This is a genomic window from Nonomuraea sp. NPDC051941 (assembly GCF_044593615.1).
The window spans coordinates 1-15691 of record NZ_JBIUCF010000107.1 but is presented as its reverse complement, the minus strand read 5'-3'; the positions used below and the strand labels follow the sequence as shown (position 1 = coordinate 15691).

The 15691-nt window shown below is 71.7% G+C and carries 14 protein-coding genes and 1 pseudogene; 9 read left to right on the top strand and 6 right to left on the bottom strand.

Annotated features, from left to right (window positions below):
* Both ACIHFD_RS66840 and ACIHFD_RS66835 read left to right on the top strand, forming a co-directional pair.
* Window positions 1-231: pseudogene (locus ACIHFD_RS66840) on the top strand (polar amino acid ABC transporter ATP-binding protein); the annotation flags it as partial.
* A complete protein-coding gene (locus ACIHFD_RS66835) occupies window positions 228-1394 on the top strand; it encodes an aminotransferase class V-fold PLP-dependent enzyme (protein WP_397375794.1) in 1167 nt (388 codons plus the stop codon). The pseudogene ACIHFD_RS66840 and the gene ACIHFD_RS66835, both read left to right, overlap by 4 nt.
* Window positions 1395-1443: 49 nt before the next feature.
* On the opposite strand, the gene ACIHFD_RS66830 is transcribed toward ACIHFD_RS66835, so the two are convergent.
* Both ACIHFD_RS66830 and ACIHFD_RS66825 read right to left on the bottom strand, forming a co-directional pair.
* On the bottom strand, window positions 1444-2817 hold the full coding sequence (locus ACIHFD_RS66830) for an MFS transporter (protein WP_397375793.1): 1374 nt from the start codon (window positions 2815-2817) through the stop codon (window positions 1444-1446).
* Between the two features lie 168 nt (window positions 2818-2985).
* Window positions 2986-3897, bottom strand: coding sequence for a LysR family transcriptional regulator (locus tag ACIHFD_RS66825; RefSeq protein WP_397375792.1), 912 nt, complete (start codon window positions 3895-3897; stop codon window positions 2986-2988).
* A gap of 205 nt (window positions 3898-4102) precedes the next feature.
* On the opposite strand from ACIHFD_RS66825, the gene ACIHFD_RS66820 reads away from it, so the two are divergent.
* Genes ACIHFD_RS66820 through ACIHFD_RS66800 form a run of 5 tightly spaced genes read left to right on the top strand, consistent with a single transcriptional unit; the run spans window position 4103 to window position 9830 of the window.
* Entirely contained in the window at window positions 4103-6523 is a 2421-nt protein-coding gene (locus ACIHFD_RS66820) for a CaiB/BaiF CoA transferase family protein (RefSeq protein WP_397375791.1), read from the top strand.
* Window positions 6516-7304: a crotonase/enoyl-CoA hydratase family protein gene (locus ACIHFD_RS66815; protein WP_397375790.1), complete on the top strand. Its 789-nt coding sequence runs from the start codon at window positions 6516-6518 to the stop codon at window positions 7302-7304. Before ACIHFD_RS66820 ends, ACIHFD_RS66815 begins: the two co-directional genes overlap by 8 nt.
* The gene (locus ACIHFD_RS66810) at window positions 7301-8476 is read left to right on the top strand and encodes a thiolase family protein (RefSeq protein WP_363985693.1); all 1176 of its coding nucleotides are present in this window, start codon (window positions 7301-7303) and stop codon (window positions 8474-8476) included. Before ACIHFD_RS66815 ends, ACIHFD_RS66810 begins: the two co-directional genes overlap by 4 nt.
* Window positions 8477-8486: 10 nt before the next feature.
* Window positions 8487-8867: a Zn-ribbon domain-containing OB-fold protein gene (locus ACIHFD_RS66805; RefSeq protein ID WP_397375789.1), complete on the top strand. Its 381-nt coding sequence runs from the start codon at window positions 8487-8489 to the stop codon at window positions 8865-8867.
* Window positions 8868-8918: 51 nt separating this feature from the next.
* On the top strand, window positions 8919-9830 hold the full coding sequence (locus ACIHFD_RS66800; RefSeq protein WP_350742685.1) for a LysR family transcriptional regulator: 912 nt from the start codon (window positions 8919-8921) through the stop codon (window positions 9828-9830).
* A 42-nt stretch (window positions 9831-9872) separates the two neighbouring features.
* Here the strand turns inward: ACIHFD_RS66800 and ACIHFD_RS66795 are convergent, their stop codons facing one another.
* The 4 genes from ACIHFD_RS66795 to ACIHFD_RS66780 all read right to left on the bottom strand — a co-directional run bounded on the left by ACIHFD_RS66795 (window position 9873) and on the right by ACIHFD_RS66780 (window position 13966).
* Window positions 9873-11462, bottom strand: a complete 1590-nt coding sequence (locus ACIHFD_RS66795; protein ID WP_397375788.1) for a flavin-containing monooxygenase — start codon at window positions 11460-11462, stop codon at window positions 9873-9875.
* The gene (locus tag ACIHFD_RS66790) at window positions 11459-12373 is read right to left on the bottom strand and encodes an alpha/beta hydrolase (protein ID WP_397375787.1); all 915 of its coding nucleotides are present in this window, start codon (window positions 12371-12373) and stop codon (window positions 11459-11461) included. Before ACIHFD_RS66790 ends, ACIHFD_RS66795 begins: the two co-directional genes overlap by 4 nt.
* Before the next feature lie 185 nt (window positions 12374-12558).
* The gene (locus ACIHFD_RS66785) at window positions 12559-12969 is read right to left on the bottom strand and encodes a cupin domain-containing protein (RefSeq protein WP_397375786.1); all 411 of its coding nucleotides are present in this window, start codon (window positions 12967-12969) and stop codon (window positions 12559-12561) included.
* 79 nt (window positions 12970-13048) lie between these two features.
* Window positions 13049-13966: a CPBP family intramembrane glutamic endopeptidase gene (locus ACIHFD_RS66780; RefSeq protein WP_397375785.1), complete on the bottom strand. Its 918-nt coding sequence runs from the start codon at window positions 13964-13966 to the stop codon at window positions 13049-13051.
* Window positions 13967-14252: 286 nt separating this feature from the next.
* Here ACIHFD_RS66780 and ACIHFD_RS66775 point away from each other — a divergent pair, with 286 nt between their 5' ends.
* Window positions 14253-15209 (top strand): D-alanine--D-alanine ligase family protein, encoded by a 957-nt coding sequence (locus ACIHFD_RS66775; RefSeq protein ID WP_397375784.1) that lies wholly within the window; start codon window positions 14253-14255, stop codon window positions 15207-15209.
* A partial coding sequence (locus tag ACIHFD_RS66770; protein WP_397375783.1) for a Mur ligase family protein occupies window positions 15206-15691 on the top strand: 486 nt, incomplete at its 3' end. The genes ACIHFD_RS66775 and ACIHFD_RS66770, both read left to right, overlap by 4 nt.

The window sequence follows — 15691 nt, the reverse complement described above, 5'->3', positions numbered from 1 at the left end:
GCGCTCGACCCCGAGCTGCACGCGGAGGTGCTCCAGGTGATGCGCGAGCTCGCGCGGGAAGGGATGACGATGGTGGTGGTGACGCACGAGACCGCCTTCGCGCGGGAGGTGGCCGACCGGGTCGTCTTCATGGACGGCGGCACGGTGATCGAGCAGGGGCCGCCGTCGAGCTTCTTCACCACGCCCGACCATCCCCGGGTCCGGGCCTTCCTGCGGCTGGTGGCCTCATGATCGACGTCGCCGCGGCACGGGCACTGACGCCCGGCGTCGGACACGTCGCGCATTTCAACAACGCAGGCTCCGCACTGCCGTCCACCGGCGTGCTCGACACCGTCGTCGGACATCTGCGGCTGGAAGCGGAAATAGGCGGCTACGAGGCGGCGGCGAAGGCGGCCGACCGGCTCGCCGCCGTCCACACCTCCGCGGCCCGGCTGCTGAACTGCGCGCCGGACGAGATCGCGCTCGTCGACAGTGCGACCCGCGGGTGGGACCTGGCCTTCTACGCGGTGCCGTGGCAGGCCGGCGACCGTGTTCTGACCAGCAAGGCCGAGTACGCCAGCAACTTCATCGCCTACCTCCAGGTCGCCGAGCGCTTCGGGGTGCAGGTGGATGTGGTGCCCAACGACGGGCTCGGCCAGATCTCCGTCGAGGCCCTGCGCGAGCTGGTCGACGATCGGGTCCGGCTCATCTCGCTCACGCACATTCCGACCAACGGCGGCCTGGTCAACCCGGCGGCCGAGGTGGGCAAGGCGGCTGCGGAGGTCGGCGCGCTGTTCCTGCTGGACGCCTGCCAGTCGGTCGGCCAGCTGCCGATCGACGTCGAGCTGATCGGCTGCGACCTGCTGTCCACCACCGGCCGCAAGTACCTGCGCGCTCCCCGCGGCACAGGTCTGCTTTACGTACGGCGTTCCGCGCTCGACCGGCTCGACCCGCCCTTCCTCGACCTGCACGGCGCCCGCTGGACGGAGCCGTCGCGCTACGAGGTGCAACCGGGCGCGCGCCGCTTCGAGAACTGGGAGTACGGCGTGGCCGCCCGGCTCGGGCTGGGCGCGGCCCTCGACGAGGCGCTCGCCTGGGGGCTCGAGAACATCCGGGACCGGGTCTACGCTCTGGCGGATCACCTGCGGGGGCGGCTGGCGGAGCTGCCCGGCTGCCGGGTTCGCGACCAGGGGGCCGAGCGGTGCGGCATCGTCACCTTCACCCTGGACGGCGAACCCGCTGAGGAGATCAAGAAACGGCTGGCCGGCCGATCGATCAATGTCAGCGTCTCACGGGCTCCGTCGACGCTCCTGGACATGACCGATCGGGGCCTGTCGTCGGTGGTGCGGGCCTCCGTTCACTACTACAACACCGAGGAGGAGGTGGATCGGCTCCTCGAGGAGCTGTCGGATTGACCTGACCGGCCGCCTCCGCCCGGGCGCCGTCGGCGCTCTCGGGCGGAGGTCAGGCGGCGATCTCCGTCAGTGAACGGTCCCGGGTGCGGACGCCGAGACGGATGATGCCGGCCGCGATCACGAGCAGGCCCACCATCACGAACGACGCCGGCCGGGCCCCGAAGGCGGTCAGGACGGGCAGCACCACGAGGGGCGCGACCGCGCCGCCCAGGTGGCCGACCCCGTCCGCGATGGCCGACGCCGTGCCGCGTGCCCGGGTGGGGAACACCTCCGCCGTGTAGGTGTAGGCGGGGGTGGCCATGAAGGCGATGCCGAACGAGCTGAACAGCGCCCCGACGGTGGCGACCGTCTCGCCCAGGTCGAGGGTGATGAGCAGCAGCGAGGCCGCGAACACCAGCGTGCCGATGATGACCATGGTGCGGCGTTCCATCCGCTCCACCAGCAGCACGGCGGCCAGGCCGGACACCAGCGGCATGGCGCGGGTGAGCACGCTGACCAGGACCGCGTCGGAGGTCGAGATGCCGATGCCCTCGAGGATGAGCGGCAGGTAGCTGGCGTAGCCGTACATGGCGACGTAGAAGGCGAACCAGAAGCCGAGCACGATGAGCATCCGGCTCTGGTACGGGGGCCGGAACAGGGCCCGGACCGGCAGCCTGTCGTCAGTGGCGGCGGTCTCGGCGGCGTCGGGGACGGAGACGGTGCCGCCCGGGGGCAGGCCGACGCGGGATTCCATCCGGCGGACGATGCGGTCGGCCTCGTCGGAACGGCCCATCGCGACCAGCCAGCGCGGCGACTCCACCAGCGCCTTGCCATTGATCAGCGGCAGCACCAGGAGCACCAGGCCGCCGAAGGCCAGCAGGTACCGCCACCCGCTGGAGGAGGCGGCCAGCACCGGCAGCGACGCGAACCCGATCACCAGGAGCAGCACGGTCCCCACCATGTAGAGGCGTGAGAGGTAGCCGCCGCGCTGGTGCTTGGGCGCCAGCTCGCCGATGTAGGCCGAGCAGAGCGCGAGGACCGCACCCATGCCGCACCCGGTCAGGAACCGGAAGAACGTCAGCGACCACACGTCCCACGAGAACGCCGTGAGGAATCCGCCGAGGCCGAGCGCGGCGATGGTCAGCGCGAGACCCTTCTGCCGGCCGTGCCGGTCGGCGACGTGCCCGAACGCGTACGCGCCGACGCAGTAGCCGACGAGGTTCCACGTGACCGGGTACCCCAGCTCGGCTCCCGCCAGCCCGAGCTCGTCCCGCATGGAGGGCAGCGTGATGGTGAGGACGGAGATGTCGTAGTTGGCGAAGAAGAAGCAGAGCATGAGCGCGAACCATGCGGCGCGGCTGAGCCCGACCTTCGCCATGGCGTCGATGCGGGCATCGATGTTGCCGGCCGACACGGACACGGGCGAGGGGGGTGTCTGAGACATCGTGGCCTCCTAGGGGGTAGCGCAAAGGCACCGCTGCGGCACGGGCGGCGAACGCCTCACAAAGGCCTCACGTAGCGGTGTGCGTGGAACCGTAAGCAGGCCGCACCGCCGGTGACCATTGCGCTTTCGCACACGTGCACGTACGCGAATCCGCAACGTGCCCCGCCGTCAGAGGGTGAGGCGGCGCCCGGCCCACTCCTGGCGGGCCACCTGGACGAGCTCCCGGACGGCGTCGTCCTGCCGCGCCCGGGACCGGTTCCAGGCCACGCCGAGCAGGAAGTCCAGGTCGTCGCGGAGGGGGACGACCGCGAAGGCCGGGTCGTCGTAGACCCGGGCGCTGCCGCCGTTGCGCGGGTCGATCGTCAGCGTGATCCCGCCGTCGCGGCGGATGCGGCTGGCCAGCATGACCGCGTCGTTGTCCGGCATCCGGTGGAACGAGGTGATGCCGGCGTTCTTCAGCCGCTCGTGGAACAGGTTGACCGCCACCGGCTGGGGCGTGGGCGGACCGACGGTCAAGGTACGGTGCGCGAGGTCCTTCAAGGTCAGCTCGGAGGCGGTGGCCAGCGGGTCGTCGGCCCGCATCGCCGCGTAGAACAGGTAGCGGGCCACCACCAGGCTGTCGAGCCGGGGCCGGTCCAGCGGCAGGTGGACGAGGGCCGCGTCGAGCTCACCGCGCTCCAGGGCCGGCAGCAGCTCGGCGGACGGCCCTATCGTCGCTTCGACCGTGTGGGAGGGGAGCGCCTGCCCGGCCAGGGCCAGGAAGCGATCCATCACCGCCGGCGGGCACAGGTGGGTGCCGCCCACGCGCGCCACCTGTCTCCTGGCACCCTCCTTGATCACGTCCTTCAGGCCGTCCAGCTGCTCCAGGATGTCGCGTACCCGGCCCGCCAGGAGCGCGCCGTCGGCGGTGAGCTCGACCTGGTGGTAGCGGCGGACGAACAGGTCGACGCCCAGCTCCCGTTCGAGCTCCTTGACGGAGCGGCTGACCGGCGAGGGCGTCAGGTGCAGCCGCTCCGCGGCGCGACCGAAATGGAGCTCCTCGGCGACCGCGAGGAAGCACCGAAGCTGCTGTACGTCCATGACCTGGAGTTTCGTGATGGTCGATGCCGCACGTCAACCGCGCACGTTGCCGATTGGGACGCGTGCCACGTTGCCGATTCGGACGTTTTCAGCCCGGAACCGTCGTGGCAGTCTCACCTCAGGAACCTGTCCCCGACGATCCGCGGGACAGGTCATGTCCGGCGTACTCCGCACCCGCCCGCCACACACAGTGGGGTGATTCACCATGCCCGCAACCGGGGACCTTCCCCTCGCCGGTCTCCGTGTCATCGACCTGGCCGACGGCAAGGCCGAGATGTGCGGCCGGTTCCTGGCCGACCTCGGAGCCGACGTCATCCGCGTCGAGCCTCCGGGAGGCGCGCCGACCCGCCGGCGGGAGCCGCTCCACGACGGCGTGAGCCTCTACTTCGCCACGCACAACGCCGGCAAACGCGGCATCACCCTGGACCTGCACGACCCCGCAGGCCGCGACCGGCTGCTCGGCCTGGCCGCCGGGGCCGACTTCCTCATCGAGACCGAACGGCCCGGCACCCTCGACCGGCTCGGCCTCGGCGCGGACGCGCTGCTCGCGCGCAACCCCGCGCTCGTCGTCATCTCGATCACCGACTTCGGGCAGAGCGGCCCGTACCGGGACTGGGCCGGCACCGACTGGACGCACCTGGCGCTCGGCGGTGTGCTGTCGCGTTCCGGCATCCCCGGTCGCGAGCCGGTCGTGCCGCCGGGCCCGCTGGCGTACGAGTCGGCCGCCGTCCAGGCCGCGTGGGCGGGCCTGCTGGCGTACACGAACAGGCTCGAGACCGGACGCGGCGACCACGTCGACTGCTCGGTGTACGAGGTGACCGCGCAGATCCTGGACCCGGGCTTCGGCATCGGCGGCTCGGCCACCGGCGGCGTGCCGGCCACGGCACTGCCGCGCGGCCGCCCCGACGCGGGCAGCCTCTACCCGATCTTCCCGTGCGCGGATGGATATGTACGGATCTGCGTGCTGGCCAAGCGGCAGTGGCGGGGGATGTTCGGCTGGCTGGGGGAGCCCGAGGAGTTCGCCGACCCCAAGTACGACACCCTCGCGGGCCGCTACGGCGCGACCGAGCGGCTGCACGCGTTGATCGCCGACCTGTTCAATGACAGGACCAGGGACGAGCTCGTCGCCCAGGGCCAGGAGCGCGGCGTGCCGATCGCGTCGCTGCTGGCCCCCGGGGAGGTGCTCGCCGGCCCGCACTTCCTTGCACGAGGAGGACTGGTCGACGCCGAGATCGCGCCAGGCCTGACCGGCCGGCTGCCGTCCGGGTACGTCGAGCTGGACGGCGTACGGGCCGGATTCCGCGGCCGCGCCCCCGAAACCGGGGAGCACGACGACGAGGTCTTCGCCGAGACGCCGCCGGCCACTCCTCCGGCCGTCCCGGCCGAGGGCATGCCCCGGCGGCGGCCACTCGACGGGCTCCGCGTGCTGGACCTGGGCGTCATCGTGGTCGGCGCGGAGCTCGGCCGGCTGCTCGCCGACCAGGGCGCCGAAGTCATCAAGATCGAGAGCCGGGCCTACCCCGACGGCAGCCGGCAGTCGCTGACCGGCGAGGCCATCAGCGCCGGCTTCGCCTGGGGTCACCGCAACAAGCTCGGCGCCGGGATCAACCTCCGCTCCCCCGAAGGGCTGGAGCTCTTCAAACGGCTCGCCGCCGCCTCCGACGTGATCCTGTCCAACTTCAAGCCCGGCACGCTGGAGTCGCTGGGGCTCGGCTACGACGTCATCAGCGAGCTCAACCCCCGGATCGTCATGGCCGACAGCAGCGCCCTGGGCCCGACCGGGCCGTGGAGCCGCCGCATGGGGTACGGCCCCCTCGTACGCGCCTCCACCGGGCTGACCGGGCTCTGGCGTGACACCGGCGTCGAGGCGGGGTTCTGCGACGGCATCACCATTTATCCGGACCATCTCGCCGCACGGGTCGGCGCCGTCGCCGTGCTGGCCGTGCTGATCCGGCGGCGGCGTACCGGGAAGGGCGGCACGGTCAGCGTCTCCCAGGCCGAGACCATCCTCACCCAGCTGTCCACGAGCCTGCTGCGCGAGTCCCTGGAGCCCGGCTCCTTCACCGCCCACGGCAACAGCGGCGAATGGGACGCCCCCCAGGGCCTCTACCCGTGCGCGGGCGACGACGAGTGGTGCGTGGTGAGCGTCGAGGACGACGAGCAGTGGCGGAGCCTGTGCGGCGTCATCGGCCGCGCCGACCTGCTCGCCGACGCGCGGCTCGCCACCGCCGCGGGCCGCCGCGCGCACCGCGGGCTCGTCGACGCCGCCGTGACCGCGTGGACGTCGGACACCCCGCCCCGCGAGGTCATGGAACGGCTGCAGGCGGCGGGCGTGCCGGCCGGGGCGATGCAGCGGGTGATCGAGTACCTCGACGATCCCCAGCTCGCCGCCCGCGGCTTCCTGCGCGAGATGCGCCACCCGCACATCGGGCACGCCATGCGGACCGAGAACGGCCCGGCGACCTTCGGCGGGGTGGCCGACCCCGAGCTGCGCCCGGCGCCGCTGGCGGGGGAGCACACCCGGACGGTGGCCGCGAAGCTGCTCGGCCTGGCCGAACCGGAGATCCAGGCGCTCATCGAGGCGGGCGTACTGGAAGAACCAGCTGAAGGAGTTGACCATGGGTGAGCCCGCCGCGCTCGTCGAGCGCCGCGACCACACGATGTTGATCACATTCAACCGGCCCGAGGCGCGCAACGCGGTGAACGGGGCCCTGACCCGCGCCGTCGGCGAGGCCCTGGACGAGGCCGACGCCGACACCGGGATCCGGGCCGTGGTGCTGACCGGGGCCGGGGACAAGGCGTTCTGCGCCGGTGCCGACCTCAAGGAGGTGGCCCGAGGGGAGTTCTCCACCGAAGGGTTCAAACCGCACTGGGGCTTCGCCGGGTGCGTGACGCATCCGATCGCCAAGCCCGTCATCGCCGCCGTCAACGGGTTCGCGCTCGGCGGCGGCACCGAGATCGCCCTGTGGGCCGACCTGGTGGTGGCCGCGGAGAGCGCCCGGTTCGGGCTTCCCGAGGTCAAGCGCGGCATCATCGCCGGCGCGGGCGGCGCGTTCCGGCTGGCCGCGCAGCTTCCGGTCAAGGTGGCCATGGAGATCCTGCTGACCGGCGAGCCCGTGACCGCCGCCGACGCCCTGCGGCTCGGCCTGGTCAACCGGGTCGTGCCGCAGGAGCAGGTGGTGCCCGCCGCGCTCGCCCTGGCCGAGATGATCAGCGCCAACGCGCCGCTCGCCGTACAGGCCAGCAAGCGGATCGCGCGGGGCATCGCGGACGGCACGGTCGCCTCGGAACGGGCCGCCTGGGAGCGGACCGCCGCCGAGGGCGCCGCGATCATGCGCTCGGCGGACGCGCAGGAGGGGCCGCGCGCCTTCGCCGAGAAGCGCGCCCCCGTCTGGGAGGGCCGATGACCATGACGATCAACAGGGCGCCCGTGATCGCCGGTCTCGGCATCACCGAGATGGGCAAGGTCTATGGCAGGACCGCCCCCGAGTTCGCCGCCGAGGCCGTCCGGCTCGCCGCCGCCGACGCCGGGATCGACCTCCACGAGGTAGACGGGCTGCTGACCAACACCGGCATCACCGGCGACGTCGGCCTGGGCCTCCAGCGCGACCTCGGGCTGCGCCACCTGCGCCTGCTGTCGGAGGTGCAGGCGTACGGCTCGTCCGCCGGAGCCATGGTCCAGTACGCCGCCATGGCCGTGATGTCCGGCATGGCCGACATCGTGGCCTGCGTCTTCGCCGACGCCCCGCTGAAAGACAAGTCGGCAGGCGGCGGCGCGGCCTACGCCGCCGCGGGCCGGCGGCCGACCGGCTGGCAGGGCCTGACCGCCGCCTCGGGCATCTACAGCGCCAACACCATGTACGCGCTGGCCGCCCGCAGGCACATGCGGACGTACGGCACCACGAGCGAGCAACTCGGCCACATCGCCGTCGCCCAGCGCGCCTGGGCGGCCGGGAACCCCCTGGCCCAGCTGCGCGACCCGATCACCGTCGAGGACCACCAGAGCTCCAGGTGGATCGCGGAGCCGTTCCACCTGCTCGACTGCTGCCTGGTCAGCAACGGCGGCGTCGCGGTCCTGGTCACCTCCGCCGACCGGGCCGCCGGGCTCGCGCAGCCCGCCGTCCACCTCCGCGGCTGGGGCCAGGCGCACCCGGGGTACGTCATGGGCAGGGACAGCGAGTTCGGCCTGGTCAGCGGCGCGGCCCTGTCGGGTCCCACGGCGCTGAAGATGGCCGGGATCACGATCGCCGACATCGACGTGGCCGAGCTGTACGACTGCTACACCTACACCGCGCTCATCTCGCTGGAGGACTACGGCTTCTGCGCCAAGGGCGAGGGCGGGCCCTTCGTGGCGAGCGGCGTGCTCGGACCGGAGGGGAGCCTGGCCGTGAACACCGGCGGCGGCCAGCTCTCCTCCTACTACATGTGGGGCATGACCCCGCTGTCCGAAGCCGTCATCCAGGCCCGCGGCCACGGCGGCGACCGCCAGGCGCCGCGCAACGACATGGTGCTGGTCAGCGGCAACGGCGGCATCCTCGACCATCACTCCACCCTGATCCTCAGCCCGCACGCCCGATAGGAGCACGCCGATGCCTGTGGGAATCGTCCACCGCGACGCGGCCACCGCCGCGTTCTTCGACGGCACCGCCCGTGGCGAACTGCTGATCCGGCGCTGCGGCGCCTGCGGCGCCCACTCCGCGCCGCAGGCGCGCACGTGCCCGCAGTGCGCCTCGCCCGAGCCGTCCTGGACGGCCGCGGCCGGAACGGGCGTGGTGGTGAGCTGGTCCGTGGTGCACCCCAAGGGTGGGCCGTTGTTCGTGGTCGGGATCGTCGAGCTGGACGAGGAGCCGTGGATCCAGGGCCAGATCGTCGAGGTCGCCCCTGAGGACGTGTACGGCGGCATGCGCGTACGCGTCGCCTTCGAGCGGCCCGAAGGGGGAGAGGCGGTCCCCGTGTTCCACCCGGCGTGAGCCTGCGCGGGGGCTCGTCGGGGGCCCGCGCGGGGCCGATACCCTGGCCGGGTGGACATCCAGCAGCTCCGCTACTTCATGGTCGTGGCAGAAGAGCTCCACTTCGGCCGCGCCGCCGAGCGGCTGCACGTGACGTCCTCCCCGCTCAGCCGGCGCATCCGCGAGCTGGAGAAGGAGCTCGGCCACGACCTGTTCGACCGGCGCTACCACCAGGTCGAGCTGACCTCCTTCGGGCGGACGTTCCTCGATCCCGCCCGCGACGTCCTGGCCCGCTTCGACGCGCTGGCCGAGCTGGCCGCCGGGGCCGCCCCACCGCCGGCGGTCGTGCGCGTGGGGGCCACGCCGCTCGCCCCCACCCAGGTCCTGGACCTGGTCCTGGAGACGTTCGCCGAGGTCAGCCCGGGGACCGAGCTCCCGGTGACCCTGGAGCCGTCCGCGGGGCTGCTCGGCCTGCTGGCGGCGCGCAAGCTGGACATCGCCGTCGTCCACCTGCCCGTGGACGCCGGCGGCCTCGGCAGCCTCGCGCTCGCGGAGTACCGCTTCGCCGTCGCCATGCGCGCCGACGACCCTCTCGCCGGCCGTCCCAGGCTCACCCTCGCCGACCTCACCGACCGGCAGATGCTGCTCACCTCGCACAAGGTGCACCCGCTGGTGATGAACGGGCTCCGCGACCACCTGCGCGCGGGCGGCGTCACCCAGATCCGTGAGCTGCCGCACAACGACGCGGTCCAGGTCGCCGCACACGTCACTCATTCCAGAGCCCTGTCGCTGACCACGCTCAGCACCATCTCGGGCCGCATCTTCGGCGAGGCGGGCCTCGTCCTCGTGCCGCTGCACGATCCGGATCTCCACTTCCGGCTCGGCGTCGTCTGGCCCGCGAACGCGGAAGCGCGCGGCGGCCCGATCGCGAAGGTCCTCGACGCTCTGCGCGCGCGTCACGGCGACCCCCTCGTCATCCTCTGAGGACGTTCGCGAGGCGACCGAGGTGACAGGGCTCCTCGGCGGTCAGCCGGAGAGCACGAACCCCGGATAGCCGTCCGCCGTGACCTGGTCGCATTTCTGCCGGTACGCGCCGACGCCGCCGACGTACGGCATGAACACCCGGGGCTTGCCCGGGATGTTGGCGCCCAGATACCAGGAGTTGGCCCGCATGTAGAGCGTGCGGGCGGCGACCTCGTTCACGTGGTCGACCCAGGCGTCCTCGGCCGGCGGGTCGGCGTCGATGGTGGCGATGCCGCCGGCCCGCAGCCGCTCCACGCAGTCGGCGATCCAGTCGACGTGCTGCTCGATGGAGACCATCATGTTGCTGAGCACGGACGGGCTACCGGGCCCGGTGATGGTGAACATGTTGGGGAAGCCCGCCGTCATCAGCCCCAGGTACGTACGCGGCCCGGCCTCCCACTTGCGCCGCAGCGACAGGCCGCCCCTGCCGGTGATGTCGATGCCGAGCAGCGGACCGGTCATGGCGTCGTAACCGGTGGCGTACACGATCATGTCGGCGGCGTACTCGGCGTCGGCGGTGCGCACGCCGGTCGGGGTGATCTCCTCGATCGGCGCGGCACGCACGTCGACCAGGGTCACGTCGGGGCGGTTGTAGGTGGCGTAGTAGCCGGTGTCGATGCAGATCCGCTTGGTGCCGATGGGATGGTCCTTGGGCGCAAGCAGCTCGGCCACCCGCGGATCCGTGACGATCTCGCGGATCTTCTCACGGACGAACTCGGCGCTGATCTCGTTGGCCGCCGGATCGATCGCGGTGTCGCCATAGGCGCCGAGGAAGCCCACGCCGCCCCTGGCCCAGCGGGTCTCGAACTCCCGCAGCCGATCCTCCTCCGTCGCCTCCAGGGCCGACGCGGTGTTGGAGGTGCCCATGACGCCGGAGGCGGAGGTGCGCATGCCGGCGCGGAGCTCGGCGTAGTTGGCCTTCACCCACTGCGCGTACTCCGGCTCCATGGGCCGGTTCCAGGCCGGCAGGCTGTAGTTGGCGGTGCGCTGGAACACCGTCACGTGCTCCGCCGGCTCGGCGATCACCGGGATGGCCTGGATGCCGGAGGAGCCGGTGCCGATGACGGCGACCCGCTGCCCGGTGAAGTCCACGCCCTCGTCCGGCCACCGCCCGGTGTGGTGGCTGGGCCCCAGGAAGGAGCCGGCACCGGGGAAGTCGGGTATCCGGGCCGCCGACAGGCAGCCCACGGCGGTGATGAGGTACGTCGCCGACACGTGCTCGCCGCGGTCGGTCTCCACGCGCCACAGGTTCGCGCTCTCGTCGTAGCCGGCGCGGGTCACCCGGGTCTCGAACTGGATGTCCCGGCGCAGGTCGAAGCGGTCGGCGACGTGATTGGCGTAGAGCAGGATCTCCGGCTGGGACGGGTAGCGCTCGCTCCACTCCCACTCCTGCTGGAGCTCCTCGTCGAAGGAGTAGGAGTACTGCATGCTCTCGACGTCGCAGCGGGCGCCCGGGTAGCGGTTCCAGTACCAGGTGCCGCCGACGCCGTCGCCGGTCTCGAAGACGCGGACGGTCAGGCCCAGGCCGCGCAGCTTGTGCAGCATGTACATGCCGGCGAAGCCCGCGCCCACGACGACGGCGTCGTATCTCATCGCAGGCTCCCGTCGATCGCCTCGACGACCATGGTGATCGCCGCCGCGCTGCCCGGCAGCACGTTCACCATCGTGAAGAAGACATGCATCTGGCCCTCGAAGCGCTTGAACAGCACCGGGACGCCGGCCTCGCGCAGCCGCCGCGCGTACGCCTCGCCCTCGTCCCGCAGCACGTCGTGCTCGGCGGTCAGCACGACGGCCGGCGGCAGGCCCGACAGGTCCCGGGCCCGCAGCGGGGAGGCATCCGCGTTCGCCCGCGTGGCCGGGTCGGGCGCGTAGTGGTCCCAGAACCAGATCATGCTGTCGCGGCTCAGCATGAGCTGGTTGGCCGGGTCGGTGTAGGAGGCGGTGTCCAGGTCGTGGTCGGTCACCGGGTAGACGAGGACCTGCAGCGCGATGGCGGGGCCGCCCTCGTCGCGGCTGCGCTGGGCCACGACGGCCGACAGGTTGCCGCCCGCGCTGTCCCCGGCCACGATGATCGGCAGGTCCGGCTCCTTCGCGGCGGCCCAGCACAGCGCGTCGTAGGCGTCGCGGGCCGCCACGGGATACCGGTGCTCGGGGGCGAGCCGGTAGTCGACCAGGACGACGGCGCAGCCCGTCCGGTGCGCCAGCGTCCGTCCCAAGGTGTCGAACTCGTCGAGCGCGCCGATGACCCAGCCGCCACCGTGGTAGTACACGATCACCGCTCTCGGGTCCTCCACCGGGACCAGCACGCGTGCGCCGAACGATCCGCCGTCCGCCGCCTGGATCACCACTTCCTCCACGCGGACCATCTCCGGGCCCTTGCCGTACAGGTCGCCGAGCGCGCCGCCCATGGCGCGCGCCTCCTCGGGTGTCATCTCGTGCAGCGGCTTGCCGCCTGCTTCGCTCATCTGCTTGAGGAACTGGGCCGTCGCGTCGTCAAGGGACATGGAAGGTCACCTCACCGGGGCCATGGAGTGATCGGCATCACTTCGACTCAAGCACCGCAACGCCACCAGGTCCACACGCGGCCAGGCTGATCGGTGGCCGGCCGGCCACCGATCAGCCTGGCCGCGAGCCGAACGAGGCCGGCGGGACCATGGGCGTCGAGGCGGCAGACCTGTCCGCCGTCACGTCACGGCCGGGCAACCCGCAGGTGTCGTCGTTCGGCCAGCTCCTCCGCGCTGACCAGGGTCAGGATCGGGGTACCGGGCGGCGCGAACATGGTCACCACCAGCTGCGACTGCGCGTCCGGAAGGTTGTTGCCGCCCTGGAGGTGGATCACGTCGCCGCCGGGCTCGAACAGGGCGTCACCGGCCTTGAGCACCCGGGGCGGCTGCCCCTCCAGCTCGAAGAGGATCTCGCCCTGGGTCACGTAGCCGAAGAGCGGCCCGGGGTGGCGGTGCGGCGGCGCGCCGGGGTCACCGGGCGGCAGGGTGACCCTGACGGTCCTGGCCTCGGCGCCGGCCGGGATCCGGGCCGCCGCCTCCGGCAGGGTCGTGATCACCTCGACGCCTGGGGGCAGGTGGGCGTGCTCAGCACTCATGTCTTCCTCCATCCGAATGGGGACTGTTCAGAGTGAGGACAAGACGGCCGCCCCGTTTGTGACAGCCCCACGCGGTCGTTCAGTTCTGCTGTGCGGGTTCCTCGGCCGGGCGGTAACCGAGGCGGCCGCGGGTCGCGATGAGGACCAGGATCGCTGCCGTGGCGCCCGCGAGCAGGGTGACCTGACTCGCCTGCTCGGCGGTGGCGATCGACGGGAACATGTCCGAGTAGGCGAGTGACATGAAGTTGTTGACGCTGACGTGCAGCAGCATGATCAGGGGCAGGCTCTGGCCGGTCCGGTTGAACACCCAGGTGACGACCACGCTGAAGACGCAGGCGAAGGCGATGAACTCGCCGACTCGCATCCAGGTGACGTCCGGCCACCCGCCCCACTCGCTCAGGAACAGCGGCAGGTGCCAGACGCCCCACAGCGGGCCGAGGACGAGGGTGCCGCCCAGCGGGCCGAACCTGCGCTGAAGGCGGGGGAGGGCGAAGTCGCGCCAGCCGGGCTCTTCCGCCAGACCGGTGGTGACCAGCTGGAGCAGCAGCCCCGGCACGTAGGCGGCCAGCACGGCGACCGGCGGCAGGTGGATGTCCTCGTCGGACACCGCGACTCCGGCGACGATGATGGCGGCGGGAACGCCGAGGGCGGTGACGACGTACCAGACCCAGTTGACCCGCCACTTGGTCATCCGCCCGATCCACCGGCGGACCCCTTCCCTGCCGTCCGCGACCGCGGTCACGATGAACGCGCCGAAGATGGGGCCGAGATAGGCGCCGGGGAGGACGCCGGTGAACTGCGTGGTCCCGAGCAGCGAGGGGAAGCTGAAATCCCAGATCCCCAGGCCGTTCGCCGAGAGGATGTAGGGCGTCCAGGCGAGCCAGCTCATCAGGTTGGCCAGGACGAAGAAGCTGATCAGCGGACGGCGGCTGATGAGGCCTCGAAGTCCGCTCCGACCCGGATGCTGCTCGGCCCCCGGCCGACTGTCGACTGCCATTTCGATTTTCCTTAGAGGAGCGCTTGACCGACGGCGATCAGCACATCAGCCGCGGGCCCCTCCGGTCGTTCCCGCCTACGCCCCAATGGAGGTATAGCCAGGGGTACGCGATGGAGTCGGTCGGGGCCGGGGCGGCGTGGCCGGACCGGTCGCGGCACACCGGGAGTGCGCTTCGGTCAGGAAGTGGACAGCGAATGGCCTGTGAACCGGTCAGGCAAAAGGCCGACACTCGGCGGGCTGGTCCTGCGACAACGAACACCGTGCCACTGAGGAAGGCTGATCGATCGTGACTGAACGCGTACGCGTGGCTGTGCTGGCGGGTGGGCCGTCCGCCGAGCATGAGGTGTCGCTGCAGTCGGCGCAGGCCGTGCTCGATGCCCTGCCGAGGGATCTGTACGAGCCCGTCGCCGTCATCATCGACCGGCAGGGCAGGTGGCCGGTGGAACTGCGACGCGACCTGGCGGACGTGGTCTTCCCCGTGCTGCACGGGCCGTTCGGCGAGGACGGCGTCGTCCAGGGCCACCTGGAGACGCTGGGCATCCCGTACGTGGGCTGCGGCGTCATGGCCTCCGCCGTGGCCATGAACAAGGTCACCATGCGGCGCATGTTCCTGGCGGAGGACATCCCGCTCACCCCACACGTATGGTTCACCGAGCACGAATGGCGTACCACCACCGACCCCTGGGCTCTGGTGAAGTCGCTCGACTGGCCGATGTACGTCAAACCGGCCAGCATGGGCTCCTCCATCGGCATCTCCCGTGTCACCTCCATGGAGGAACTGCGCGCCGGTGTGGAGCTGGCGCTGACCTACGACCGGCTGGTCATCGTCGAGCAGGGGGTGAGCGCGCGCGAGCTCATCTGCGGCGTGCTCGGCGGCTATGACACCCCGGACGCCTCGGTGCCCGGCGAGCTCATCGTGCCCGGCGACTGGCTCGACTACGAGGCCAAGTACCTCAGCCGGGCCGAGATCGCCGCCATTCCCGCCGTGCTGCCGCAACGGGTGGCCGAAGACGTACGCGAGCTGTCCCTGCGCGCCTTCCGGGCGATCGGCGGCTACGGCCTGTCCCGTGTCGACTTCCTCTACGAGCAGGACACCGGACGCCTGTACGTGCTGGAGATCAACACCATGCCCGGCTTCACCTCCCGTTCCGTCTACGCCAGGGCCTGGGCCGCGAGCGGTGTCCCGTACCCGGACCTGCTGCGCCGCCTCATCGACCTCGCGTTCGCCAGGAGCGGCTCATGATCCCCATGACACTGAACGAGATCGCACAGGTCATCGGCGCGAGCCTGCATGACGTGCACGACCCGCAGGCGCTGGTGACGGCTCCCTCAGCGGTCGACTCCCGCGAGGTGATGCCCGGCGGCCTGTTCGCCGCGACGGCCGGCGCCCGCGTCGACGGTCACGACTACGCGGCCGTCGCCGTCGCGGGCGGCGCCGTCGCCGTGCTGGCCGCAAAGCCCGTCGGCGTGCCCGCCCTCGTGGTCGAGGACGTCCAACTCGCGCTCGGCCTGCTGGCCAGGCACATGCTCGAACACATCGGCCCGATCGTGATCGGCCTGACCGGCTCCGTGGGCAAGACCACGACCAAGGACCTACTGGCCCAGGTCCTCGAACGGCACGCCGCGACGATCGCCACCGACAGGTCGTTCAACAACGAGCTCGGGCTGCCGCTCACCGTGCTGCGGGCCGACGCCGGCACCCGATACCTGGTGCTGGAAATGGGT

What these genes read in the sequence shown, in the direction of transcription:
- ACIHFD_RS66835 (WP_397375794.1), top strand. Translation starts at nt 228, where the DNA reads ATGATCGACGTCGCCGCGGCACGGGCACTGACGCCCGGCGTCGGACAC.
- ACIHFD_RS66830 (WP_397375793.1), bottom strand. Translation starts at nt 2,817, where the DNA reads ATGTCTCAGACACCCCCCTCGCCCGTGTCCGTGTCGGCCGGCAACATC.
- ACIHFD_RS66825 (WP_397375792.1), bottom strand. Translation starts at nt 3,897, where the DNA reads ATGGACGTACAGCAGCTTCGGTGCTTCCTCGCGGTCGCCGAGGAGCTC.
- ACIHFD_RS66820 (WP_397375791.1), top strand. Translation starts at nt 4,103, where the DNA reads ATGCCCGCAACCGGGGACCTTCCCCTCGCCGGTCTCCGTGTCATCGAC.
- ACIHFD_RS66815 (WP_397375790.1), top strand. Translation starts at nt 6,516, where the DNA reads ATGGGTGAGCCCGCCGCGCTCGTCGAGCGCCGCGACCACACGATGTTG.
- ACIHFD_RS66810 (WP_363985693.1), top strand. Translation starts at nt 7,301, where the DNA reads ATGACCATGACGATCAACAGGGCGCCCGTGATCGCCGGTCTCGGCATC.
- ACIHFD_RS66805 (WP_397375789.1), top strand. Translation starts at nt 8,487, where the DNA reads ATGCCTGTGGGAATCGTCCACCGCGACGCGGCCACCGCCGCGTTCTTC.
- ACIHFD_RS66795 (WP_397375788.1), bottom strand. Translation starts at nt 11,462, where the DNA reads ATGAGATACGACGCCGTCGTCGTGGGCGCGGGCTTCGCCGGCATGTAC.
- ACIHFD_RS66790 (WP_397375787.1), bottom strand. Translation starts at nt 12,373, where the DNA reads ATGTCCCTTGACGACGCGACGGCCCAGTTCCTCAAGCAGATGAGCGAA.
- ACIHFD_RS66785 (WP_397375786.1), bottom strand. Translation starts at nt 12,969, where the DNA reads ATGAGTGCTGAGCACGCCCACCTGCCCCCAGGCGTCGAGGTGATCACG.
- ACIHFD_RS66780 (WP_397375785.1), bottom strand. Translation starts at nt 13,966, where the DNA reads ATGGCAGTCGACAGTCGGCCGGGGGCCGAGCAGCATCCGGGTCGGAGC.